General features: G+C 71.4%; 22 protein-coding genes and 1 riboswitch. Of the genes, 6 read left to right on the top strand and 16 right to left on the bottom strand.

Annotation, left to right across the window (positions count from 1 at the left end; all coding sequences use genetic code 11):
- Nucleotides 1-12: 12 nt before the first annotated feature.
- The 4 genes from DI272_RS12990 to DI272_RS13005 form a co-directional block, all read right to left on the bottom strand.
- On the bottom strand, nt 13-984 hold the full coding sequence (locus DI272_RS12990; RefSeq protein WP_109495531.1) for a hypothetical protein: 972 nt from the start codon (nt 982-984) through the stop codon (nt 13-15).
- 13 nt (nt 985-997) lie between these two features.
- Nucleotides 998-1,294, bottom strand: coding sequence for a DUF4193 domain-containing protein (locus DI272_RS12995; RefSeq protein WP_005481602.1), 297 nt, complete (start codon nt 1,292-1,294; stop codon nt 998-1,000).
- A gap of 393 nt (nt 1,295-1,687) precedes the next feature.
- Nucleotides 1,688-2,926 (bottom strand): HAMP domain-containing sensor histidine kinase, encoded by a 1,239-nt coding sequence (locus DI272_RS13000; protein WP_109495532.1) that lies wholly within the window; start codon nt 2,924-2,926, stop codon nt 1,688-1,690.
- A gap of 6 nt (nt 2,927-2,932) precedes the next feature.
- Nucleotides 2,933-3,586 carry a response regulator transcription factor gene (locus tag DI272_RS13005; protein WP_007385219.1) on the bottom strand — a complete coding sequence of 218 codons (654 nt, stop codon included), beginning with the start codon at nt 3,584-3,586 and terminating at the stop codon, nt 2,933-2,935.
- 425 nt (nt 3,587-4,011) lie between these two features.
- On the opposite strand from DI272_RS13005, the gene DI272_RS44485 reads away from it, so the two are divergent.
- Entirely contained in the window at nt 4,012-4,176 is a 165-nt protein-coding gene (locus DI272_RS44485) for a hypothetical protein (protein ID WP_165951272.1), read from the top strand.
- Nucleotides 4,177-4,262: 86 nt separating this feature from the next.
- Here the strand turns inward: DI272_RS44485 and DI272_RS13010 are convergent, their stop codons facing one another.
- Together DI272_RS13010 and DI272_RS13015 are read right to left on the bottom strand one after the other, a co-directional pair.
- The gene (locus DI272_RS13010) at nt 4,263-5,081 is read right to left on the bottom strand and encodes an inositol monophosphatase family protein (RefSeq protein ID WP_109495533.1); all 819 of its coding nucleotides are present in this window, start codon (nt 5,079-5,081) and stop codon (nt 4,263-4,265) included.
- An 8-nt stretch (nt 5,082-5,089) separates the two neighbouring features.
- Nucleotides 5,090-6,217: a ferrochelatase gene (locus DI272_RS13015; RefSeq protein WP_109495534.1), complete on the bottom strand. Its 1,128-nt coding sequence runs from the start codon at nt 6,215-6,217 to the stop codon at nt 5,090-5,092.
- Between the two features lie 187 nt (nt 6,218-6,404).
- On the opposite strand from DI272_RS13015, the gene DI272_RS13020 reads away from it, so the two are divergent.
- Both DI272_RS13020 and DI272_RS13025 read left to right on the top strand, forming a co-directional pair.
- Complete coding sequence (locus tag DI272_RS13020) at nt 6,405-7,649, top strand: MFS transporter (RefSeq protein WP_109495535.1); 1,245 nt, start codon at nt 6,405-6,407, stop codon at nt 7,647-7,649.
- On the top strand, nt 7,609-8,928 hold the full coding sequence (locus tag DI272_RS13025) for a D-arabinono-1,4-lactone oxidase (RefSeq protein ID WP_109495536.1): 1,320 nt from the start codon (nt 7,609-7,611) through the stop codon (nt 8,926-8,928). The genes DI272_RS13020 and DI272_RS13025 overlap by 41 nt, the downstream gene beginning before the upstream one ends.
- Here DI272_RS13025 and DI272_RS13030 read toward each other — a convergent pair.
- Nucleotides 8,852-9,598 carry a hypothetical protein gene (locus DI272_RS13030; protein ID WP_109495537.1) on the bottom strand — a complete coding sequence of 249 codons (747 nt, stop codon included), beginning with the start codon at nt 9,596-9,598 and terminating at the stop codon, nt 8,852-8,854. The genes DI272_RS13025 and DI272_RS13030 overlap by 77 nt on opposite strands.
- Before the next feature lie 472 nt (nt 9,599-10,070).
- Here DI272_RS13030 and sepH point away from each other — a divergent pair, with 472 nt between their 5' ends.
- Complete coding sequence (sepH, locus tag DI272_RS13035; protein ID WP_109495538.1) at nt 10,071-11,117, top strand: septation protein SepH; 1,047 nt, start codon at nt 10,071-10,073, stop codon at nt 11,115-11,117.
- A 67-nt stretch (nt 11,118-11,184) separates the two neighbouring features.
- Here the strand turns inward: sepH and DI272_RS13040 are convergent, their stop codons facing one another.
- The gene (locus DI272_RS13040) at nt 11,185-12,036 is read right to left on the bottom strand and encodes a sulfurtransferase (protein ID WP_181387177.1); all 852 of its coding nucleotides are present in this window, start codon (nt 12,034-12,036) and stop codon (nt 11,185-11,187) included.
- 296 nt (nt 12,037-12,332) lie between these two features.
- On the opposite strand from DI272_RS13040, the gene DI272_RS13045 reads away from it, so the two are divergent.
- Nucleotides 12,333-13,109, top strand: coding sequence for a VOC family protein (locus DI272_RS13045; protein ID WP_109495540.1), 777 nt, complete (start codon nt 12,333-12,335; stop codon nt 13,107-13,109).
- Nucleotides 13,110-13,136: 27 nt separating this feature from the next.
- Here DI272_RS13045 and DI272_RS13050 read toward each other — a convergent pair whose 3' ends face one another.
- The 4 genes from DI272_RS13050 to DI272_RS13065 all read right to left on the bottom strand — a co-directional run bounded on the left by DI272_RS13050 (nt 13,137) and on the right by DI272_RS13065 (nt 18,527).
- Complete coding sequence (locus tag DI272_RS13050) at nt 13,137-13,784, bottom strand: thymidine kinase (protein ID WP_109495541.1); 648 nt, start codon at nt 13,782-13,784, stop codon at nt 13,137-13,139.
- Between the two features lie 93 nt (nt 13,785-13,877).
- Nucleotides 13,878-15,071 (bottom strand): alkaline phosphatase family protein, encoded by a 1,194-nt coding sequence (locus DI272_RS13055; RefSeq protein WP_109495542.1) that lies wholly within the window; start codon nt 15,069-15,071, stop codon nt 13,878-13,880.
- Entirely contained in the window at nt 15,071-15,667 is a 597-nt protein-coding gene (locus tag DI272_RS13060) for a DUF5998 family protein (RefSeq protein WP_109495543.1), read from the bottom strand. Before DI272_RS13060 ends, DI272_RS13055 begins: the two co-directional genes overlap by 1 nt.
- Nucleotides 15,668-15,710: 43 nt before the next feature.
- A complete protein-coding gene (locus DI272_RS13065) occupies nt 15,711-18,527 on the bottom strand; it encodes a bifunctional GNAT family N-acetyltransferase/acetate--CoA ligase family protein (RefSeq protein WP_109495544.1) in 2,817 nt (938 codons plus the stop codon).
- 199 nt (nt 18,528-18,726) lie between these two features.
- Between DI272_RS13065 and DI272_RS13075 the strand changes: the two genes are divergently transcribed.
- Entirely contained in the window at nt 18,727-19,008 is a 282-nt protein-coding gene (locus DI272_RS13075) for an HPr family phosphocarrier protein (protein ID WP_079309245.1), read from the top strand.
- Between the two features lie 137 nt (nt 19,009-19,145).
- On the opposite strand, the gene DI272_RS13080 is transcribed toward DI272_RS13075, so the two are convergent.
- The 4 genes from DI272_RS13080 to DI272_RS13095 all read right to left on the bottom strand — a co-directional run bounded on the left by DI272_RS13080 (nt 19,146) and on the right by DI272_RS13095 (nt 23,950).
- The gene (locus DI272_RS13080; protein ID WP_109495545.1) at nt 19,146-19,841 is read right to left on the bottom strand and encodes a GntR family transcriptional regulator; all 696 of its coding nucleotides are present in this window, start codon (nt 19,839-19,841) and stop codon (nt 19,146-19,148) included.
- A 187-nt stretch (nt 19,842-20,028) separates the two neighbouring features.
- Complete coding sequence (locus DI272_RS13085; RefSeq protein ID WP_109495546.1) at nt 20,029-20,793, bottom strand: M23 family metallopeptidase; 765 nt, start codon at nt 20,791-20,793, stop codon at nt 20,029-20,031.
- Nucleotides 20,794-20,805: 12 nt separating this feature from the next.
- Nucleotides 20,806-20,968, bottom strand: a riboswitch (cyclic di-AMP (ydaO/yuaA leader).
- Between the two features lie 202 nt (nt 20,969-21,170).
- Nucleotides 21,171-22,559, bottom strand: coding sequence for a pitrilysin family protein (locus DI272_RS13090; protein ID WP_109495547.1), 1,389 nt, complete (start codon nt 22,557-22,559; stop codon nt 21,171-21,173).
- Nucleotides 22,556-23,950 carry a pitrilysin family protein gene (locus DI272_RS13095; RefSeq protein ID WP_109495548.1) on the bottom strand — a complete coding sequence of 465 codons (1,395 nt, stop codon included), beginning with the start codon at nt 23,948-23,950 and terminating at the stop codon, nt 22,556-22,558. Before DI272_RS13095 ends, DI272_RS13090 begins: the two co-directional genes overlap by 4 nt.
- Nucleotides 23,951-24,090: the final 140 nt, after the last annotated feature.

Below are 24,090 nucleotides of genomic sequence, written 5' to 3' on the forward strand. Positions count from 1 at the left end.
CTCACGGAACTCTTACCGGCCGCGACGGCGGCCGCCGCGCCCGCGCCCGAGTTCCTTCGCGACCTCCCCGACCGAGAGGGGGTCCGTCGGCTCCTCCAGCGGCGGGAGCTCGGGAAGGGCGTCCCAGGGCACCTGGATCTTGCGCAGGTCCGCGCGGATGCGTCCGGCGAGCTTTCTGGTGTCCCGGCGGTTCATGACCGCGCCCACGGCCGCGCCGACCATGAACGGCATCAGGTTCGGCAGGTCCCGGACCATGCGCTTCATGATCTGCTGCCGCAGCTGGTTCTTCATCGGGCCGCCGAGGGCGGAGTTGACGGTCGACGGTTTGGTCACGTCGATGCCGCGCTCCCCCGACCAGGAGTTCAGGTAGGCGGTGCTGCGGTCCTTCAGGCCGCCCGGCGGCCGTACGCCGTAGACCTCGTGGAGCTCGGCGATCAGCTTGAGCTCGATGGCCGCGACTCCGGTGATCTCCGCGGCGAGTTCCGTGGGCATCGCGGGCGGTACGGGGAGCATGGCCGCGGCGCCGACGCCGGCCCCGACCGTCGCGGTGGCCGCCGCGGCGCCCGCCACGAGCTTGTCGGCGAGCTGCTCGGGCCCGAGGCCCGGGAACTGCCTGCGCAGCGCCTGGAGGTCGCGTACGGGGATTCTGGGGGCGTTGTCGATGATCCGGTCGGCGAGGTACGCCAGGCCCGCCCTGGCGCGGCTGCCGCCTCTGCGGACGCCTTCCCCGACCTTTTCCCGGATGACCGCCGCCCGCCGCTTGGCGACGGGCGCGGGGTACTGCTCCGCGGACGCCGGGAGGTCACCCCGGACGACCGCGGGTTCGAGCGAGGCCGATCCCGTACCGGAAGCTCCGCTGCCGGATGCTTCCGTACCGGATGAGCCCCGCTCGTCGTCACGCGCGCCGTGAGAGCCGTCGGACGGCCCTTGGTCCGCTCCCGGCAGGTGGGAGCGGCGCTTCCAGGGAGGGGTCGAGCCAGTCACGGCCGACCCGTCCTCAGTCGCAGTCGCGGCAGATCGGCTGACCGTTCTTCTCCCGGGCCAGCTGGCTGCGGTGGTGCACCAGGAAGCAGCTCATGCAGGTGAACTCGTCCTGCTGCTTGGGCAGCACCCGGACGGCCAGCTCCTCGTTCGAGAGGTCCGCGCCGGGCAGCTCCAGGCCTTCGGCGGCCTCGAACTCGTCGACGTCCACTGCGGACGTCGACTTGTCGTTCCGCCTGGCCTTCAGCTCTTCAAGGCTGTCCGAGTCGACGTCGTCGTCGGTCTTGCGTGGGGTGTCGTAATCCGTTGCCATGTCGCTCTCCCCCTCTGGGTGTCTGCGGTGTCTCCAGCGCACGTAACGCGTGAGAGGCCGGACTTGTGCCCGACCCGAGGCGGAGATTTTGCCTCACATCAAGGTCTGTTACTCAATCGACACCCAACCGGACTCCTCATGAGTGATCGGCTGGGATGGCGATGGGGACCGTACACGGTCCGAATGCCGCACTTCAAAGGCGTCTCACCGTGTACTTCCCGTGATCAAGGCCCCCGAAAACCCGGACTTTCCCGGCTTTCCGACTGCCTTCTTGATCACTGTCAGTAGATGGCCGGAAATTCGCCCTTGTGATCGATCACACACGGGTCAGTCCGACGAGTGCCCAGAAAATTCCGCGCAAAGCGAACATCCCCGTGTGTCGGCGACATGGTCTCAGATCGGCAGGGTGACCCGCATCACGAGCCCTCCCCCCTCTCTCGGCTGTGCGTAGATGTGTCCGCCGTGCGCCCGGGCGACCGACCGCACGATGGACAGACCGAGCCCCACACCCTTGTCGCTACCGGTGCGGTCGGCCCCCCGCAGCCGCTTGAACGGCTCGAAGAGATTGTCGATCTCGTACGCCGGCACGACCGGCCCGGTGTTCGACACGACCAGCACCGCCTGCCCGTGCTGGACCTCAGTGGTGACCTCGACCCAGCCGCCCTCGGCCACGTTGTAGCGCACGGCGTTCTGTACGAGGTTCAGCGCGATCCGCTCCAGCAGGACTCCGTTGCCCTGCACCACCGCGGACGTGCGCGCACCGCGGATCTCGACGCCCTTGGCCTCGGCCTCGGCGTGCACCTGGTCGACGGCCTGCTCGGCGACCTCGGCGAGATCGACCGGCTTGCGCTCGACGATCTGGTTGTCGCTGCGGGCGAGCAGCAGCAGCCCCTCCACGAGCTGCTCGCTGCGCTCGTTGGTGGCCAGCAGCGTCTTGCCGAGCTGCTGGAGCTCCACGGGCGCGCCCGGGTCGGACAGGTGCACCTCCAGCAGCGTGCGGTTGATCGCGAGGGGTGTTCTCAGTTCGTGGGAGGCGTTGCCGACGAAGCGCTGCTGGGCCGTGAAGGCCCGCTGGAGGCGCTCCAGCATGTCGTCGAAGGTGTCGGCGAGCTCCTTCAGCTCGTCGTCCGGGCCGTCCAGCTCGATCCGCCGCGAGAGGTCCGAACCCGCCACCGCGCGGGCGGTACGGGTGATCCGGCCCAGCGGGGAGAGAACGCGGCCGGCCATGGCGTAACCGAAGGCGAAGGCGATGACCGCGAGGCCGAGGAGAGCGAGGAGGGAGCGGCTGAGGAGGTTGTCGAGGGCGTGCTGGCGCTGCTCGTTGACGCACTCGTTGAGGGCGTGGTTGAGGTCGGCCGCCGGCAGCTGGGTGGATGTGATGTTGCAGCTCTCGCTGGACACCGTGCCGGTGACGACCTTGAAGGGCAGGTCGCTGCCGACGTTCAGCGCGTTCGCCGCCAGCAGGTAGATGATCGACAGCAGCAGGATGCCCGCGATCAGGAACATCCCGCCGTACAGCAGGGTCAGCCTTATGCGGATGGTGGGACGCAGCCAGGGGAACGGGGGCTCCGGCCTGCGGGGGTCCCAGGTGGGCTTGGGGGGCGCCTGGGGAGGCGCGGGAGCGGCGGCCACGGTCGATCAGATCCGGTAGCCGGAGCCGGGGACGGTGACGATGACCGGCGGCTCGCCCAGCTTGCGGCGCAGGGTCATGACGGTCACGCGGACGACGTTGGTGAACGGGTCGGTGTTCTCGTCCCAGGCCTTCTCCAGGAGCTGCTCCGCGGAGACGACGGCGCCCTCGGAGCGCATCAGCACCTCCAGGACGGCGAACTCCTTCGGCGCGAGCTGGACTTCCTTGCCGTCGCGGAAGACCTCGCGGCGGTTCGGGTCCAGCTTGATGCCGGCGCGCTCCAGGACGGGCGGCAGCGGCACGCTGGTGCGCCGGCCGAGGGCACGCACGCGTGCCGTCAGCTCGCTGAACGCGAAGGGCTTGGGCAGGTAGTCGTCGGCGCCGATCTCCAGGCCCTCGACACGGTCGCTGACGTCGCCGGACGCGGTGAGCATCAGCACGCGCGTGGGCATGCCGAGCTCGACGATCTTGCGGCAGACGTCGTCGCCGTGCACCAGGGGGAGGTCACGGTCGAGGACGACCACGTCGTAGTCGTTGACGCCGATGCGCTCCAGGGCGGCCGCACCGTCGTACACGACGTCGACGGCCATGGCCTCCCGGCGCAGTCCGGTGGCCACCGCATCGGCGAGCAGCTGCTCGTCCTCGACGACGAGTACGCGCACGTCGCTTGTCCTTCCTGTGTCCACCCGTGTCCACTCGCGTAGCGCTCCTCGGGCACACGGGCAGGGGTGTCGGTGAGTGTGTTGACCTCCATCCTGCCCTTTTCGGCCATAAGTCGGCTGTAAGGCGGGTGAGCACCGTCTGAACGACGGGTGTGGAGCCCGGGAATGCGAGATTTTCTCGTGCGGTTGAGGTTTCCGTGCAAGGGAGCGGGGGGAGGACGGCTTTACACCCCGCGATCACGCTCTGCATGTGCCGCAGCACCATGCGGTACAGCGCAATCCGCTTTCCGCAGAGTGGGCGTGGGTGTCCGGCGCCGTCGCCGCCCAGCAGGGCAGCGCTGGGCATCTGCTTCAGGCGTGATCGCCCCTTCCGAACGGCACACCCCCGTGCCACCGACCCACGACCCAGGACGAGGGGGCGCAGCATGGACGCATTCACCGCAGGACTTCTGCAGCGCATAAGGACGACCGAGTCCGACCTGACGCGGGCTCGCGACGAGGGCGACGACTTCCTCGTCGAGGTGGAACAGGCCGAGCTCGACGACCTGCGCCGCCTGGCTTACGAGCATGGCGTGGAGGTCGGCGCGTAGCGTCTGATCCATACCTCGGTACGACAGCGGGGCCCCGGTGAATCCAGCACCGGGGCCCTTGTCGTGGGTGGACGGCGCAGAAGGCGTCAGTCGTGCCAGGCGCCGAAGTCCTCCAGGAGGCGCTGGAGGGGCTCGAAGACGCCCGGGGTGGCGGCGAGCGCCAGGTCGCGTGTGGGGGCCTCTCCGGGGCGTCCACCGGTCAGGGCGCCCGCCTCCCGGGCGATCAGGTCGCCCGCGGCCAGGTCCCAGGGGTGCAGGCCGCGTTCGTAGTAGCCGTCCAGGCGGCCGGCGGCCACGTCACAGAGGTCCACCGCGGCCGAGCCGCTGCGGCGGATGTCGCGGAGCAGGGGGATCAGGCGGTGGGCCACCTCGGCCTGGTGGGTGCGGACCTCCAGGACGTAGTTGAAGCCCGTCGAGACCAGCGCCTGGTCGAGCGGGGGCGCCGGGCGGCAGCTCAGCTTCCGCTCGCCGGACCAGGTGGGGCCGGTCGCCCGGGCGCCCTCGCCGCGGACGGCGTGGTACGTCTCGCCCCGCATCGGTGCCGCCACGACGCCGACGACCGTCTCGCCGTTCACCTCGGCGGCGATGGAGACCGCCCAAGTGGGCAGCCCGTAGAGGTAGTTGACGGTGCCGTCGAGGGGATCGATCACCCAGCGCACGCCGCTCGTGCCCTCGGTGGAGGCGCCCTCCTCGCCGAGGAATCCGTCGTCCGGGCGCTGTGCGGAGATCACGTCGGTGATGAGCTTCTCCGCCGCGATGTCCATCTCCGTGACCACGTCGATGGGGCTCGACTTGGTCCTCGCCACCTCCAGGTCGGCCGGGCGGCCGTCCCGGAGCAGGTCGCCGGCGCGGCGGGCCGCCTCCTGGGCGAGCTTGAGCAGTTCGGTGTGCAGAGGGTCGGTCACGGGGGTCCTCACGCGTAGGGGCTGTCGACGCCCGCGGCGGCCGGGCGGGGGGCTCGGGCGGGGCAGCAGCCCACCGGGCAGAGGTTGTGACTCGGGCCCAGCGCGCCCAGGGCGCACGGGGTGACCTCCTGGCCGCGTTCGGTCGCCGCCCGCTCCAGGATCAGGTCGCGGATCGCCGCGGCGAAGCGCGGGTCGGCGCCGACCGTGGCCGAGCGGCGCATCGGCAGGCCCAGTTCCCCGGCCTTGGCCTTGGCCTCGGTGTCGAGGTCGTAGAGGACCTCCATGTGGTCCGACACGAAGCCGATGGGGGCGATGACGACCGCGGGGACGCCGGAGGCGTGGCGCTCCTCCAGGTGGTCGCAGATGTCCGGCTCCAGCCACGGGATGTGCGGGGCACCGGAGCGGGACTGGTAGACGAGCTGCCAGGGGTGTTCGATGCCCGTGCGGTCGTGGACGGCCTCGGCGATCAGCCGCGCGACCTCCAGGTGCTGCTTCACGTACGCGCCGCCCTCGCCGTGGCCCTCCACCGGGCCCGAGGTGTCCGCCGAGGCGTTCGGGATGGAGTGGGTCGAGAAGGCGATGTGGGCACCGTCCCGGACGTCCTCGGGGAGGTCGGCCAGGGACTGCAGGACGCCCTCGATCATGGGCTCCAGGAAGCCCTCGTGGTTGAAGTAGTGCCGGAGCTTGTCGATCTTCGGCAGTTCGAGCCCCTCGGCCTCCAGGGCCGCGAGCGAGTCCGCGAGGTTCTCGCGGTACTGGCGGCAGCCCGAGTACGAGGCGTAGGCGCTGGTGGCGAGGACGAGGATGCGGCGGTGGCCGTCGGCGGTCATCTCGCGCAGGGTGTCCGTGAGGTACGGGGCCCAGTTGCGGTTGCCCCAGTAGATCGGCAGGTCCAGGCCGTGGTCGGCGAAGTCCTTGCGCAGGGCGTCGAGCAGGGCGCGGTTCTGGGCGTTGATGGGGCTGACCCCGCCGAAGAGGAAGTAGTGCTGACCGACTTCCTTCAGGCGTTCCTTGGGGATGCCTCGCCCACGCGTCACGTTCTCCAGGAACGGGACCACGTCGTCGGGCCCCTCGGGGCCGCCGAACGAGAGCAGGAGCAGGGCGTCGTAGGGGGTGGCATCGCGCACGTCTGGCATGGATCGATCCTGTCATCCGGTACTGACAGCCGGGAAACGGCGGGGTGCCGGAAGGGGTTCCCGGGCCGCCCGGACAGGTGCGTTAGGGTCGCCTTACTTGTAAGCTGTATCAGCTGCGTTGACGCCTTACTGGGGTGCTCGACACAGACGCGCCGAGCCGCTTCTCTTCCCGTGACCGGAGACCCCCGTGCCGAGCCCCTACCGCGCCCTGTTCGCCGCCCCCGGCACCAAGGGCTTCTCCGCCGCGGGGTTCCTCGGCCGGATGCCGCTGTCGATGATGGGCATCGGCGTGGTGACCATGGTGTCCCAGCTGACCGGCCGGTACGGACTCGCCGGGGCGCTGTCGGCCACCATGGCGCTCGCCGCCGCCGTGGCGGGGCCGCAGGTGTCGCGGCTGGTCGACCAGTACGGGCAGCGCCGGGTGCTGCGGCCGGCCACGCTGGTCGCGCTCGTCGCGGCGGCCGGGCTGCTGTGCGCCGCGCACTTCCGGTGGGCCGACTGGACCCTGTACGTCTTCAGCGCGGGGATCGGGTGCGTGCCGAGCATCGGCGCGATGATCCGCGCGCGGTGGGCCGCGCTGTACCGGGACACCCCGCAGCTGCACACGGCCTACTCGTTCGAGTCGGTCGTCGACGAGGTGTGCTTCATCTTCGGGCCGATCATCTCCATCGGGCTGTCGACCGCCTGGTTCCCGGAGGCGGGACCGCTGCTCGCCGCCTGTTTCCTGGCGGTCGGGGTCTTCTGGCTGACCTCGCAGCGGGCCACCGAGCCGGCGCCGCATCCGCGTGAGCGCCACGGCGACGGCGGCGGCAGCGCCCTGCGCTCCCCCGGCCTCCAGGTCCTGGTGGCGACTTTCGTGGCGACCGGGGCGATCTTCGGGGCCGTCGACGTCGTCACCGTGGCGTTCGCCGACGAGCGGGGCCACAAGGGGGCCGCGAGCGTCGTGCTCGCCCTCTACGCGGCGGGGTCCTGCGTGGCGGGGCTCGTGTTCGGGCTGCTGCGCTTCAAGGGAGCCCCGGAACCTCGCTGGCTGCTGGGCATATGCGCGATGGCCGTGAGTATGATCCCCCTCCTACTGGTCGGAAACTTGCCGTTTCTGGCCGTGGCGCTGTTCGTGGCGGGCCTGTCCATCGCTCCGACGATGATCACGACGATGTCCCTGATCGAGCAGCACGTACCACGCGCGCAACTGACCGAGGGCATGACCTGGATCAGCACCGGGCTCGCGGTCGGGGTCGCGCTCGGCTCCTCCGTGGCCGGCTGGGTCATCGACGCGGCCGGGGCGCAGGCCGGGTACGGGGTTCCGGCGGTGTCCGGGGCCGTCGCGGTCGCGGTCGGTTTCCTGGGGTATCGCCGGCTCAAGCGGCCGGTTCCGCGTCGGGGAGGCACCGTTGAGCACCACAGTGAGCGGGAAGAACGGCACGTGGCGTAACTGGGGCGGCAATGTCGCCGCCCGTCCCGCGCGGGAGGTCACTCCGGCCTCCGTGGAGGAGCTGGCGGACGCCGTCCGGAGGGCCGCCGAGGACGGGCTGAAGGCCAAGCCCGTCGGCACCGGGCACTCCTTCACGTCCATCGCGGCCACCGACGGTGTGTTGATCCGCCCTCAACTGTTGAGCGGCATCCGCGACATCGACCGGGACGCCATGACCGTCACGGTGGGGGCGGGCACCCAGCTCAAGAGGCTCAACATGGCCCTCGCGCGCGAGGGGCTCTCGCTCCGGAACATGGGCGACATCATGGAGCAGACCGTGTCCGGGGCCACCAGCACCGGCACCCACGGCACCGGCCGGGAGTCGGGGTCGATAGCCGCCCAGATCAAGGGACTCGAGCTGGTCACCGCCGACGGGTCGGTGCTCACCTGCTCCGAGAAGGAGAACCCCGACGTCTTCGCGGCGGCCCGGATCGGCCTGGGCGCGCTCGGCGTCGTCACGGCCATCACGTTCGCGGTGGAGCCGATCTTCCTGCTCACCGCGCGCGAGGAGCCGATGCCGTTCGACAAGGTGCTCGCCGACTTCGACGAGCTGTGGGCCGAGAACGAGCACTTCGAGTTCTACTGGTTCCCGCACACCGGCAACACCAACACCAAGCGCAACAACCGCAGCGCGGGCCCGGAGAAGCCGGTGCCGCAGCTCCAGGGCTGGATCGAGGACGAGTTCCTCTCCAACGGCGTCTTCCAGGTCGCCCAGTGGGTCGGCCGCGCGGTGCCCGGCACGATCCCGGCGATCGCCCGGATCTCCAGCAAGGCGCTGTCCGCGCGGACGTACACGGACATCCCCTACAAGGTCTTCACATCGCCGCGCCGGGTCCGCTTCGTGGAGATGGAGTACGCCGTTCCGCGCGAGGCCGCGGTCGAGGTGCTGCGCGAACTGCGGACCATGGTCGAGCGCTCCGGGCTGAAGGTCAGCTTCCCCGTCGAGGTGCGCACGGCGCCCGCCGACGACATCACGCTGTCCACGGCGTCGGGACGCGACAGCGCGTACATCGCCGTCCACATGGTCAAGGGGACGCCGTACCAGGCGTACTTCACCGCCGCCGAGCGCATCTTCACCGCGCACGAGGGACGGCCGCACTGGGGCAAGGTGCACACGCGCGACGCCGAGTACTTCTCCGGGGTCTATCCGCGCTTCGGCGAGTTCACTGCCCTTCGGGATCGGCTCGATCCTGATCGCCGGTTCCAGAACGACTACTTGCGGCGGGTGCTGGGGGCGTAGTCGCCGCCCCGGACGCACTCGGGGCCGGCGTGGGCGTCGGCGTTCCGCTGCTCTTCGAGGGGCTGGGCGCAGGCGTCGCACCTGACGTCGTTCCACCGTCCGACGAGGCACTGCTCGACGGCGTCCCGGCCGTCCCGGCGTCGGGCGTGACGGATGGGGTCGGCGAGGTCGTCGAGGTCGTCGACGGAATGCCGTCGTCATCGGAGCCGGAGGACGACGAGCCGTCACCGGAGACGGCTTCGCTGACGGTCGTCCCCTTGCCCCCGCTGAAGCTGTTGCCGGACGCCAGTTCGTAGGTGGTGATCCCGGTCATGGTGACCCCGAAGACCAGGGCCGCACCGATCAGCGGTCGCTTCCAGTTCTTTTTCTTGACACGGGCGCGGTAGACCGTGCCCTCGGTGAACTCCCCCGGGCGGGACGGCCCGTGCCGCTCGACCCGGTGGGGGCCCGTCGCCTCGCGGAACTGCTCGCCGGTCCGCCGGAAGAGGTGCTGGAACACGGAGCCCCCGCACGTGGCGACCACGCTGACGAGACCGGCGCCGAGGATCGTGCCGTACACCCCGAAATAGGAGGCGAGTTTGGCGGCCACCACGGCGGCCAGTGCGGCGCCGGCCACCTGGGGGACGTTCAGATCGAGCCGCTTCTCCCTGACATCGGGCCTTTCACCCATCCCGGAACCTTGCCTGCCTTTCCCGTACTTGATCAACCAACTGCACGACAAAGGGACGTACGAACGAAAACGTTTAGTTCCGTTTCTGGGGATTCCGTGAAGTACGCCACGTTCAAGATCCGCAAATCCTTGCCAGGGACGGCGAAGTCCCACTCTCCACAGGAAGTTGAGCGGCGCGCCAATCCACGCACGTGGTCCGAATGGAGTACTGTTGCGAGCCCTGGGTCCGGTCTCCCGCCTGGGCGTCCGCGACCTTCAAGGACCGCCGGGAGGGGGCTAGTTGCACAGGGTGATGGAGTTGGTCACTTAGCGTTGCGAATAGGTAACCGTGCCATAACGGCGATCCAGGGCCCGCGCCCGACACGCCGGGCAACTCGGCAAGGTTGTGGCAGGCTGCACCCGGGCAGGCCACACTCGACTAGCGGAAGCAGCGACGCACGTGACGTCGGCAGGCACCACCCGGGAGGTCCCCATGCCCGAACTGCGTGTCGTGGCCGTCTCGAATGACGGCACACGGCTGGTGCTGAAGGCTGCGGACAGCACGGAGTACACGCTTCCGATTGACGAGCGTCTGCGCGCCGCCGTACGCGGCGACCGTCCCCGCCTCGGCCAGATCGAGATCGAGGTGGAGAGTCATCTCCGCCCCCGCGACATTCAGGCACGTATACGCGCCGGTGCGACGGCCGAAGAGGTCGCGCAGATGGCCGGAATCCCCGTCGACCGTGTCCGCCGCTTCGAGGGCCCCGTGCTCGCGGAGCGCGCCTTCATGGCCGAGCGGGCCCGCAAGACCCCCGTCCGCCGGCCCGGTGAGAACACCGGACCGCAGCTCGGCGAGGCCGTTCAGGAGCGACTGCTGCTGCGGGGCGCCGACAAGGACACCGTCCAGTGGGACTCCTGGCGCCGCGACGACGGCACCTGGGAGGTCCTGCTGGTCTACCTGGTCGCGGGCGAACCGCACTCGGCGAGCTGGACGTACGACCCGCCCCGGCGGCTCGTCCAGGCCGTCGACGACGAGGCGCGTTCACTGATCGGCGAGTCCGACGACCTCGCGGCCTCCCCCGAGCCCAGCTTCCCCTTCGTACCGCGCATCGCCCGGCTGCCGCGCGACCGGCCGCTGGACCGTTCCCTCGACCGGGAGCGCCTGGGCCTGCCCGCCCCGGCGCCCGAGCCGGTCGAGGAGGAGAGCGCGAGCGAGCGCGACTCCCTGACCAGCCTCCTGGAGGCGGTGCCCAGCTTCCGGGGCGACCTGGTGGTCCCCGAGCGTCCCTCGGAGACCTCCGCCCCGGCGGAGGAGCCCGCCGACGAACCCGCGGCGGAGGAACCCCCGGCCCCTGCGGCCTCGGCCGGTTCCGCCTACGCGGACGTCTTGATGCCCCGCTCCGTGGGCGCGCATCGCGACCGTCTCGTCGGCGCCACCGACCGCCAGGCCGAGGCGGACGGCGTCCGCCCGGGCCGCCGGGCGGCGGTCCCGAGCTGGGACGAGATCGTGTTCGGTACGCGGCGCAAGAAGCAGGAATAGTCGCCCCTACCGCGCCTCGGAGGGCCCGCGCCGGTTCGCGCGGGCCCTCCGTCGTGCCGTACCGCTCTTACTGCGGGTCCGCGCCGACGGCGACGGGCCGCGAGGGGTCCGACGACCACTCCGACCACGAGCCGACGTACAGCGCCGCCGGAATCCCCGCGACCGCCAGCGCCAGCACCTCGTGCGCCCCGGAGACGCCGGAACCGCAGTACACCCCGACGGGTGTGTCGTCCGAGACGCCGAGGGCCTTGAAACGGGCATGCAGTTCCTCGGCGGGCAGGAAGCGGCCGTCCGTGCCGACGTTCTCGTTCGTGGGCGCGGACACGGCCCCCGGGATGTGCCCGCCGACCCGGTCGATCGGCTCCACCTCACCTCGGTAGCGCTCCCCCGCGCGCGCGTCGAGGAGCACTCCGGAGCGGGCCAGGGCGGCGGCACCGTCGGCGTCGAGGAGCCCCGCCGCGTCCGGGGCGGGCTCGAAGTCGCCCTCCACGGGAGTCGGCTCGGACGTCTCCAGCGCCCCCTCCCAGGACGGCAACCCGCCGTCGAGGACCCGCACGTCCGGGTGACCCGTCCAGCGCAGCATCCACCACGCGCGGGCCGCCGCCCAGCCCTGTCCGCCGTCGTACACGACCACCGGCGTCCCGGCCGACACGCCCGCCCGGCGCATCGCGGCGCCGAAGTCGGCGAGCTCGGGAAGCGGATGCCGTCCGCGCGCGCCGGGGGCCGCGGCGAGCTCCCGGTCCAGGTCAACGAAGACCGCGCCGGGGATGTGCCCGGCCGCGTACTCGGCGCGGCCGTCGAAAGGCGGCTCTCCGGCCGCCTTGGCCATGCTCAGTTGCCAGCGGATGTCGAGCACCACTGGCGGGTTCTGACCGGTCAGGTCGCTCGCGAGTTCGGATGCGGAGATGATGGCGTTCATGGCCACCATCCTTACGCACGGGGTGGCCGCTTCGTCCATGTCCGGCTACTCTGCTCCGCCGGGCAAGCCCGATCACGAGGCGTACGGGATCGGGCACATGCTGTACAGCCGATCGACATCCGTCAGCAATCACACAGAAACGGATGGGAAACCGCACACCGGGCATTCTGCGGGAAGGGGCGGAGAGCAGCGGCGCGCCCGGAGCGCGCGGCACCGCGGGTGGTGCGAGCATCGGCACGGGGTTCCGGAGCACGGTGGCGACACGGCCGCCGCAAGGGGTCGAGGAGAGAGTGACGATGACCGAGGCACGGGGGTCGGCCGGCCCGAACGGCACGCCCTGCTGGGTGAGTTTGATGGTGCACGGGCTGACCACGACCCAGGAGTTCTACGGCGAGCTGTTCGGTTGGGAATTCCAACCCGGCCCGCATCAGCTGGGCCCGTACGTGCGCGCCCTGCTGGACGGCCGGGAAGTGGCCGGCATCGGCCAGCTCCCGCCCGACCGTCACCTGCCCGTCGCCTGGACGCCGTACCTCGCGTCGGACGACGTGGACCTGACGGCGGAGACGGTACGGCTGTGCGGCGGCACCCTGGGTGTGGGCCCGCTGGACGCGGGGGACGCCGGGCGCCTGGCGATCGGCTCCGACCCCTCCGGCGCGGTCTTCGGCGTGTGGCAGGCGGGAGCGCACCGCGGCGCCGCCATCGCCGGCGTCCCCGGCACGCCGTCCTGGCACGAGCTGCTGACCTTCGAGACGGCGAGTGTCGCCAAGTTCTACGAGACCGTCTTCGGCTACGACGAGGAGCCGGTCGTCTCGGCCGACCTCGACTACGTCACCCTCCACCTCGCCGGCCGCCCGGTCGCCGGCATCCACGGTGTGGGCAACTCCCTCCCGCGCGACCGGGGACCGCACTGGATGACGTACTTCCAGGTGTCCGACACGGACGAGACCCTGGGCCTCCTCACCCGGCTGGGCGGCCACGTCCTGAAACCGGCTCACGACAGCCCGCACGGGCGCGTGGCGACGGTCTCCGATCCGGAAGGGGCGCGGTTCTCGCTGGTGGAGGGTCCGCGCTGACCCCTCGCCCGCCGCGGTGGCTGTGCCTCAGTGCGAGTTGACCGGCAGCACGTCCGGTGACAGCGCCGCCGCTCGGGCCGTCGCCGCGGTCATCCGGCGGCGGTGGTGGCGGCGGCACAGGACCTCGTAGCCGATGGCTTCGGACTGGTTGACGTCACCCACGACCACCTGGGCGCCTTCCACGACCATCGCGCCCCCTATCGTGCGGGCGTTGTGGGTGGCGCGGGCGCCGCACCAGCAGAGGGCTTCGACCTGGAGGACCTCGACCCGGTCGGCCAGTTCCACCAGGCGCTGGGAGCCGGGGAAAAGCTTGGAGCGGAAGTCGGTGGTGATGCCGAAGGCGTAGACGTCCAGGCCCAGGTCGTCGACGACGCGGGCCAGTTGGTCGATCTGTTCCGGCGCCAGGAACTGGGCCTCGTCGGCGATGACGTAGTCCGCGCGCCCGCCCTGGGAGAGGTGGTCGACGAGGTAGGCGTACAGGTCCTGGCCGTCCTCGACCTCGACCGCGTCCGTGACCAGGCCCAGGCGGGAGGAGAGCTTGCCCTCGCCCGCGCGGTCGTCCCGGGTGAAGATCATGCCCTGCAGGCCGCGGGCCGAGCGGTTGTGCTCGATCTGGAGAGCCAGCGTCGACTTCCCGCAGTCCATCGTTCCGGAGAAGAACACCAGCTCGGGCATGGGGAGTTGCTTACCTTTCGGCAGTTCTCGGCAGTTCTCAGCAGGCATCGGCAGGGTCCGGCAGGCTTCGGCCGAGGAGGGGTCAGGAGGGCTTCAGGAGCGTACTTCGAGGAGCGGGACGAGCTGCTCGGCCGGGGTCATCGAACCGTGGTTGCCGACCATCGCCGACTCCTTGGGCTCCCGCTCGGACGCGATGATCAGGACGTCGTCCCGCGCGGCCGCGACCACGTCGCCGAGGCGCGGGTACACCCGCTCGTCGATGTGGGGACCGAACCAGCCCGCGGCGATCGCCTCGTCCCGGGAGGCCACCCAGAACTGCTCGCCGAGCACCTCTCGCCAACAGGTCAGGACGTCGTTCGCGGCGCCGGGGACGGCGTAGACGTGGCGCGCGCGGCCCTCGCCGCCCAGCAGGGCCACTCCGGCCCGCAGCTCCCAGTCCTCGTCGAAGTCGATGCGGTGCTGTTCGTCGAAGGGGATGTCGACCATGCCGTGGTCGGCGGTGATGTACAGCGCGCTGTTCGGCGGGAGCTGCTCCGCCAGTCGCTGGACCAGGCGGTCGACGTGCATGAGCTGGCCGCGCCAGGTGTCGGAGTCGACGCCGAAGCGGTGGCCCGCGCCGTCGAGTTCGGCGTAGTACGTGTAGACCAGCGCCCGGTCGGCGGCGGCCAGCTGCTCGGCGGCCAGATCCATGCGGTCCTCGCCGGACAGGCGGCCGAGGAACTTGCCGCCGCTCAGCGCCACCTTCGTCAGCGGGGTGTTCTCGAAGGTGGGCGAGGACACCTGGGCCGCGTGCACACCGGCGTCGTGCGCGAGCTGGAAGACCGTGGGGTACGGCTGCCACGCGCGCGGCTGCGTCCACGGCTGCCAGCGCAGCTGGTTCATCAGCTCGCCGGTGTCGGGGTTGCGCACGGTGTAGCCGGGCAGGCCGTGCGCACCCGGCGGGAGACCGGTGCCCACGGAAGCGAGGGAGGTCGCGGTGGTGGCCGGGTAGCCGGCGGTCAGGGGCCGTCCCGTGCCGCCGCGGGAGCTGCCGAGGAGCGCGGTCATGAAGGGCGCGTCCTCGGGGTGCGCCCGCAGCTGCTCCCAGCCGAGGCCGTCGATCAGGAACACGCAGTTCCGGTCGGCGGGGGCCAGCTCGGTGATCGTCGCGGTGGTGCCGGGCACCCCCATGCCCGCGGCCAGCGTGGGCAGGAGGTCGGCGAGTGAGCCGCTGCCGTACTGGGGAAGGGGCGCGGAGTCTACGGCCAGTGGTTCCGGGTGGGGGTCCCAGGCGGTGGGCTGCGCCATCAGCGGGTGATGTCCGCGGTCGCCTCGGAGAGGGACTGCGCGAAGGCGAGGGCCTGGCGCACCGTCTCCGGGCCGTCGCCGGCCTCGCTGACGCGCAGGCTGAGGTCGTCCGCCGTCGAGTTGCCCGTGTAGCCGTGGTCCGCCTCGCAGTTGGGGTCACCGCAGGCGGCGGGCTCCAGGTCGATGCGGGAGACGGCGCCCCAGCCGATGGTCAGGACGACCTCGCGGGGCAGGGTGCCCGGCTGGTACTGCTCCGGGTTGGCGACCACCCGGCTGAGCACGACCGACGAGATCCGGCCGAGCTTGACCGACTCGGTGGAGGTGGTGGCGTACGGCGTCGGGGACGTGTTGTCGGCGGCCTGCTCGTCGGTGTGGCTGACGATGAAGCGGTGCTCGGTGAGGACGAGCACGGTCACGTGCCGCCGGACCTCGTTCTGGTCGAACGTCGTCTCCTGGTGGACCAGGTACGACCGGATGGGCTCGCCGCCCACGGCGGCCTCCACCGCCTCGGCCACGAGGGCCGGGTAGTAGCCGCTGCGCTCGATTGCCGCGCGCAGCCCCTGGGTCGTCGTACTGGTCTTGGCCATGACGTCCATCCTACGGGGGTGCACCGACTGCGAGGCACCGCTCCCGCAGGTCTCAGTACGCCGGCATCGTCCGTGGGCCCAGGTCGTCGCGGGCGGGCGGAGGAGCCAGTCGTACCGACGCGCCGAGGACGCTCAGGCCGTGCGGGGCGACGACGACCGGCTCCAGGGTGACCGCGACGACCTCGGGGTGATCGTCGACGAGACGGGACACCCGGAGCAGCAGTTCTTCGAGGGCGGCCGTGTCGACCGGTGCCGAGCCGCGCCAGCCGAACAGGAGCGGCGCCGTCCGGATGGACCGGACCAGGCTGGCCGCCTCCCGGTCGGTGACCGGGATCAGCCGGTGCGCGGTGTCGCCGAGCAGCTGGGAGGCGGCTCCGGCGAGCCCGAAGGAGAGCACGGCGCCGGCCGCCGGGTCGATGACGGCCCGTACGACGGTGTCCACACCGCGCGGCGCCATCCGCTGCACGACCGGCCGCAGCTCGTCGGGCGAGCCGAACAGCTCGGTCAACTCGGCGTACGCGCGGCGCAGTTGGTCCTCGTCGGCGAGGTCGAGGCGCACGCCCCCCAGGTCGGCGCGGTGGCGCAGGTGCGGGGCGGTGGCCTTGAGGGCGACGGGGTAGCCGAGGGTGCGCGCGGCGGCGGCCGCGTCGTCGGGGGTGGGCGCGGGCAGGGCGCGGTGGACGGGGACGCCGTACTTGCCGAGGAGGTCGCAGGTCGCGTCGGGGCCGAGCGTGAGGCCCTGCCCGCGCGTGAGGAGGCCGTCGATCAGCTGGGCGGCGCCCTTCTCGTCGATGGCCGCGTCGATGGACTCGGGCACCTTGCCGGGGTCGGCGGCCTCGCGGCGCCACTGGGCGTACTTCACGGCTTCGCCGAGGGCGCGAACCGCGCGTTCGGCCGCGGGGTAGGCGGGGATGAGGCGGGAGCCGGCGCCGGAGTCCTCCTCGGGGGCCTTGGCGGCGAGGCGGTCCAGGGCGCGGAAGGGATGGGAGGCGCTCGGGGTCGCGGCCTGCGGTGCGGTGCTGGTGGCGGCCGACAGGGCCTCCGCGAGGCCGCCCAGTTCGACGTGGACGACGAGGACGGGCTTGCCGGGCACCCGTCCGGCCGCCGAGCGCAGCGCCTCCGCGAGGGCGGCGTCACCGGCGGCACCCTCCCCCACCGCCGGGATGGCGGTGACGACGACGGCGTCGCAGGTGTCGTCCGCCAGCGCGCGCGAGAGCGCGGCGTGGAAGTCCCGCGCGGAGGCCGCCGTCGTCAGGTCCAGCGGGGGCAGGGGCCTGAGGCCCTCGGAGAGGCAGGCGTCGTAGGTGAGCAGTCCGAGCGACTCGGAGTTGCCGAGGATCGCCACGCGCGGGCCGCGCGGCAGGGGCTGGCGGGCGAGCAGCAGGCCCGTGTCGACCAGCTCGGTGATGGTGTTCACGCGGATCACGCCGGCCTGCCGGAGCAGCGCGGACACGGTCGCGTGCGGCAGCCGGGTGGCCCGTACGGCGTGTCCCTGCGGGGCGGAACCGGCGCCCTGGACGACGACGAGCGGCTTCGCCGCGGCCGTGCGGCGGGCGAGGCGGGTGAACTTGCGGGGGTTGCCGATGGACTCCAGGTACATGAGGACGACGTCGGTGTCCGGGTCGTCGTACCAGTACTGGAGGACGTCGTTGCCGGAGACGTCCGCGCGGTTGCCGGAGGAGACGAAGGTGGACACCCCGGTGACCCCGGTGACGCCGCCGCCGCGGCGGTGCAGGCGGGAGAGCAGGGCGATGCCGATGGCACCGGACTGGGCGAACAGGCCGATGCGGCCGGGGCGGGGGGTCTCGTTGGCGAGGGAGGCGTTGAGCCGGATCTTCGGGGAGGTGTTGATGACGCCGAAGGCGTTGGGGCCGATGATCCGCATGCCGTACGCGCGCGCGTGCCGGACGAGTTCGCGCTGGCGCTCGCGTCCGTCGGGGCCGCTCTCGGCGTATCCGGCGGAGATCACGACGAGTCCCTGCACGCCGTGTTCGCCGCACTCGGTGACGACCTGGGGGACGTGCTCGGCGGGGACGGCGACGACCGCGAGGTCGACGGGTCCCTCGATGTCGCGCACGGATCGGTACGCGGGGACGCCGTCGAGGTCCTTGTCGGTGAAGGCCTTGTTCACGGCGTACAGGCGGCCGGTGAAACCGGCGTCCTTGATGTTGTCGAGGATGCTGCGGCCCACGCCGCCGGGGGTGCGGCCGACGCCGACGACGGCGACGGAGCCGGGCTTGAGCAGCCGCTCCACGGACCGTCCCTCGGCGCGCTGCTCGCGCGCGTACTGCACGGCCATCGAGCGGTCGGTGGGTTCGAGGTCGAACTCCAGGCGGACGACGCCGTCCTCGAAGCTGCGCTTCTGGGTGTACCCGGCGTCGGTGAACACCTTGATCATCTTGTTGTTGGCGGGCAGCACCTCGGCGGCGAAGCGCCGGATGCCGCGCTCGCGGGCGACGGCGCCGATGTGTTCGAGGAGGGCGGAGGCGACGCCCCGGCCCTGGTGGGCGTCCTGGACGAGGAAGGCGACCTCTGCCTCGTCGGAGGGTGCGGACGCGGGCATTCCGTCGGCGCCGATGCGGTCGTAGCGTACGGTGGCGATGAACTCGCCGCCGACCGTGGCGGCGAGACCCACCCGGTCCACAAAGTCGTGGTGCGTGAAGCGGTGGACGTCCTTGGCGGACAGGCGAGGGTAGGGCGCGAAGAAGCGGTAGTACTTCGACTCGTCCGAGACCTGCTCGTAGAAGCTGACCAGGCGATCGGCGTCATCAACGGTGATGGGGCGGATGCGCGCGGTGCCGCCGTCGCGCAGCACCACGTCGGCCTCCCAGTGGGCGGGGTACTCGTGCCGGTCCGACGAGGTCTGCATGGGCCCCAGAGTACGGCTCGCGTACGACAACGGCGCGAGGCAGTCTGTGGAGAGCGCAAGAGGATCGCAACAGGACGGAAGCCGGACCGAGGCCGCGGTCCGACGACTCACCCCGGGCGGGACGTACGACCCGCTCCGGAGACACTTCACGTGTGGGAAACTGGTCTAGACAACCCTGAACACCGAAGGGCAGCATCACATGGCTGAGCGCCGCGTCAACGTCGGCTGGGCCGAGGGCCTCCACGCCCGCCCCGCTTCCATCTTCGTCCGGGCCGCCACGGCCTCCGGTATCCCCGTGACGATCGCCAAGGCCGACGGCAACCCCGTCAACGCGGCCTCCATGCTGGCGGTCCTGGGTCTCGGTGCCCAGGGCGGCGAGGAGATCGTCCTCGCGTCGGACGCCGAGGGCGCGGACGCCGCCCTCGACCGTCTGGCGAAGCTGGTCTCCGAGGGGCTCGAGGAGCTTCCCGAGACCGTCTGATTTATCGGTGCCGGCTGCACCACGGCACCACTGAAGGGCTCGTCCGGATTTATCGGGCGGGCCCTTTTCATTTCCTGCTCGCGGGCAGCGGAAAATATCCCCCGCGAATTACTTCCTCTTTGTATACGGCCCTCGTGTTAATGCCGCAGGCTCGGCATGTTTACGGGATGTTGCGAGTTCCTCACACGGTCCGGCCGATCTCCCGCGCCACGGAACCGGAGCCGGTGGGCGGCTGTCGAGCGCTCGGTGTGCAGCGCGGTGAGCGCCCGCGCGCGTTCCCCGTCCCCGCGCGCCACCGCGTCGACGATCGCGCCGTGCTCGGCCCAGGACTCCACGGGATTGGCGGGCGCGTCCACGGCGTACATCCAGGCGATCTTGTGGCGCAGCTGGGTCAGCATCGAGGTGAGCGCGGGGCTGCCGGAGGCCTGGGCGAGCGTCTCGTGGAACCAGCCGCCCAGGGACCGCAGATCCTCGCTGTTGCCCCGCCTGGCCCGCTCCTGCCCCAGCCTGACCAGGCCGCGCAGGACCTTCAGGTGCGCCTCGGTGCGGCGCTGGGCGGCCCGGGAGGCGCCGAGCGGCTCCAGGAGCATGCGCATCTCCAGCAGGTCGGCGGCCTCCTGCTCGGTCGGTTCGGCGACGCACGCGCCCGCGTGCCGCCGGGTCACCACGAAGCCCTCGGCCTCCAGGGTGCGCAGGGCCTCGCGGACGGGGACGCGGGAGACGCCGTAGCGGCGGGCGAGCAGTTCCTCGGTGAGCCGGCTGCCGCGCTCGTGGACACCGGAGACGATGTCGTCCCTGATAGCGGTGCATACCGAGTGCGCCGGAATACGCATGACCGACCTCCGCTTTAATCCCCGTGAAACGTCGACGATTGACGTGTGTTCAGTGACTCTATGGCAAGGAACGGGAATTTCCGATGGCGGGCCGGAATCCATGGATATTTTTTGGACAGCGGGGTGGTGAAAACGGTGAAACCCCGGCTCGGTGAGCCGGGGTTCCAGAAGATCTGGCGATCCGTCGTCAGACGTTCACGCCGTGCGAGCGCAGATAGGCGACGGGGTCGATGTCCGAGCCGTAGTCGGGGGTCGTCCGGGCCTCGAAGTGCAGGTGCGGGCCGGTGACGTTGCCGGTCGCGCCGGACAGGCCGATCTGCTGGCCCGGGGTGACCGTCTGGCCGACCGAGACACCGATGGACGACAGGTGGCCGTACTGGGTGTACGTGCCGTCGTTCATCTTGATCACGATGTTGTTGCCGTACGACCCGCCCCAGCCGGCCTCCACGACGGTGCCGGAGCCGACCGCGTGGACGGAGGTGCCGCTGGCGGCGTGGAAGTCGACGCCGGTGTGGCTGCCGGAGGACCAGACGGCGCCGCCGGCCTTGTAGCCGGTGGAGATGTACGAGCCGGTGATCGGGGCGACGTAGGTGTTGAGGCGCTTGCGCTCGGCGGCGGCGCGGGCGGCGCGCTCCTTGGCCTCGCGCTCCTTCTTGGCCTTGGCGGCGGCCTTCTTGCGCGCCAGCTCCTCGGCCTTCTCCTGAGCGGCCTTCTCGGCGGCCTGCTCCTGGGCCTCCGCCTGGGCGTCGATCTGGGCGGCGACCGAGTCGCCGATGGTGATGACCGGGACGATGCCGGTCTGCTCGACCGCGGGCTCCGCGGCGAGGGCCGGGGCGGCCAGGGTGCCGATGACGCCGGTGGTCGCGAGGGCCGCGACACCCGCCGCGCGGGCGGTGCCGCGCTTCATCCGGCTCGGGGCGCGATGCTTCCCGGTGGGGCGCGTGAACGCCATGGAGTGGCTGGTCCTTTCCTTCCCTCTCGCCTACCGGGTTAGCTGACGGGTTCGGAGCAGGAAGGTCTCCTACGGACCCCCTCGCTCACGCGCGGGCGTCCGATTCACCCCAGGGACTGCATGGGTCCCCGGCTCCCCTGGCTCGCGCCGTACGGGGACTCGGCGATGGCTGTCCGGTGCCGCGGGCGCGGCGCACTGCCTGACGAACAGCCCGGATGACGCTAAGCGGGGCCGCTTTCAATCCTCAAACGGATCAGGCAGTTTGTAGCGCATCCCACAGGGCAAACAGGCAACCAACCTTCAATTCATGCACTATTCGGACATTAAGGGGCCCTAGTGACGCTTCAGTCACCAGGGCCCCTCCACGCGTGCGTGCTCTACTCGGCCGACACCAAGGTCACTTCACCGATGCCGAGGGCCTCCACCGGCTCCTTGATGGCCGCCGCGTCGCCGACCAGGATCGTCACCAGACGGTCCACCGGGAAGGCGTTGACGGCCGCCGCGGTGGCCTCGACGGTGCCGGTCGCGGCGAGCTGCCGGTACAGAGTCGCCTGGTAGTCGTCGGGCAGGTGCTGCTCGACCTGGTCGGCCAGCGTGCTCGCCACGGCCGCCGCGGTCTCGTACTTCAGCGGGGCCACGCCGACGAGGTTCTGCACGGCGACGTCGCGCTCGGCGTCGGTCAGCCCCTCCGCGGCGAGGGTGCGCAGCACCGTCCACAGGTCGTCCAGGGCGGGCCCGGTGTTGGGGGTGTCGACGGAGCCGCTGATGGCGAGCATCGCGGCACCGGTGCCGTCCGGGGCGGAGCGCAGCACCTGGCCGAAGGACCGGACGCCGTAGGTGTAGCCCTTCTCCTCGCGCAGGACGCGGTCCAGGCGGGAGGTGAGGGTGCCGCCGAGGCAGTACGTGCCGAGCACCTGCGCGGGCCACACGCGGTCGTGCCGGTCGGCGCCGATACGGCCGATCAGCAGCTGCGTCTGGACGGCGCCGGGGCGGTCCACGATGACGACCCGGCCGGTGTCGTCCGCGCTGATGGCCGGCACCGGGCGCGGCTCGGCCGCGGAGCCCGTCCAGGAGCCGAGCGTGTCGCCGAGCAGCGCGTCCAGGTCGACGTCCGTGAGGTCGCCGACGACCACGACGGTGCCGGTGGCGGGACGGACGTGCTTCTCGTAGAAGGCGCGTACGGCGGCCGAGTCGATGTTCCGGACGGTCTCCTCGGTGCCCTGGCGGGGCCGCGACATGCGCAGGTCCGCCGGGAACAGGGTCCGGGAGAGCTCCTTGGCGGCCCGGCGCGAGGGGTTGGCCAGCTCGTGCGGGATCTCGTCGAGGCGGTTGGTGACGAGGCGCTCCACCTCGTCGTCCGCGAACGCGGGGGCCCTGAGGGCGTCGGCGAGCAGCCCGAGCGCCTTGGGCAGGCGGGAGACGGGCACTTCGAGGCTCAGGCGGACGCCGGGGTGGTCGGCGTGCGCGTCGAGGGTGGCGCCGCAGCGCTCCAGCTCGGCGGCGAACTCCTCGGCGGAGTGCTTGTCGGTGCCCTCGGAGAACGCGCGCGCCATGATCGTGGCGACGCCGTCCAGGCCCGCCGGTTCGGCGTCCAGGGGGGCGTCGAGGAGGACCTCGACGGCGACGACCTGCTGGCCGGGGCGGTGGCAGCGCAGCACGGTGAGGCCGTTGTCGAGCGTCCCGCGCGTGGGCGCCGGGAAGGCCCAGGGCCTGGCCTCGCCGGCCTGGGGCTGGGGGTGGAATTCCATCGTGGCGAGCTCGGTCACTTGGCCGCCTCCTCGTTCTTGTCGCCGGCTTCGACGGTGGCTTCGGCCTCGGGGTCCTCGGGCGGGTCCGCGTCCTCGGCGGGCTCTCCCGCGACGGGTTCGTAGACGAGCACCGCGCGGTTGTCGGGGCGCAGGCGGGCCTTGGCGACGGCCTGGACCTCCTCGGCGGTCACCTCCAGGACGCGGTTGACGGCGGTGAGGGCGAGCTGCGGGTCGCCGAACAGGACGGCGTAGCGGCACAGTTCGTCGGCGCGGCCCGCGACGGTACCGAGCCGGTCCAGCCACTCGCGCTCCAACTGGGCCTGGGCGCGCTCCATTTCCTCGGCCGTGGGGCCCTCCTCGGCGAACCGGGCGAGCTCCTCGTCGATCGCGGCCTCGATGACCGGTACCTCGACGTCACCGGAGGTCTTCACGTCCAGCCACCCCAGGGAGGGCGCTCCGGCCAGCCGCAGCAAGCCGAATCCGGCGGCGACGGCCGTACGGTCGCGGCGCACCAGCCGGTTGTAGAGGCGGGAGGACTCGCCGCCGCCGAGGACGGTGAGGGCCAGGTCGGCCGCGTCGGCCTCGCGGGTGCCGTCGTGGGGCAGCCGGTAGGCGGCCATCAACGCGCGCGCGGGCACCTCCTCCTCGACGACCTCGCGCAGCTGCTCGCCGATGATCTCGGGCAGCGAGCCGTCGCGCGGGGCGGGCTTGCCGTCGTGGGAGGCGATGGAGCCGAAGTACTTCTCCACCCAGGCGAGTGTCTGCTCGGGGTCGATGTCGCCGACGATCGACAGGACCGCGTTGTTGGGCGCGTAGTACGTCCGGAAGAACGCGCGCGCGTCCTCCAGGGTGGCCGCGTCCAGGTCGGCCATCGAGCCGATCGGGGTGTGGTGGTAGGGGTGGCCCTCCGGGTAGGCGAGGGCGGTCAGCTTCTCGAACGCCGTGCCGTAGGGAACGTTGTCGTAGCGCTGGCGGCGCTCGTTCTTCACCACGTCCCGCTGGTTCTCCATCGACTCCTCGTCGAGGGCGGCGAGCAGGGAGCCCATGCGGTCGGCCTCCAGCCAGAGGGCGAGCTCCAGCTGATGGGCGGGCATGGTCTCGAAGTAGTTGGTCCGCTCGAAGCTGGTGGTGCCGTTGAGCGAGCCGCCCGCGCCCTGCACGAGCTCGAAGTGGCCGTTGCCCTTGACCTGGCCGGAGCCCTGGAACATCAGGTGCTCGAAGAGGTGAGCCAGACCGGTGCGTCCCTTGACCTCGTGGCGCGAGCCGACGTCGTACCAGAGGCACACCGCCGCGACCGGGGTCAGGTGGTCCTCGGAGAGCACCACGCGCAGCCCGTTGGCCAGGCGGTGCTCGGTCGCTGTCAGGCCCCCGGTGCCTGCCTGGTCTGTGGCCGTGTGACCCATGGGCATGTACGTCCCTTCGATCGCGGTGCGGTTGCCGTAACCGCGTTTTTCTGCCGGTCCTGCCACTGTATGCAAGCGTGCGGAGCACCGGTGGAGTTCCCGGTGGTCGTACGCCGACAGCGAGATCCCGTAGCCTGCGGGACGGG

It is taken from the genome of Streptomyces sp. Act143 (assembly GCF_003143935.1).
In the GTDB taxonomy this organism is placed as follows: Bacteria; Actinomycetota; Actinomycetes; order Streptomycetales; family Streptomycetaceae; genus Streptomyces.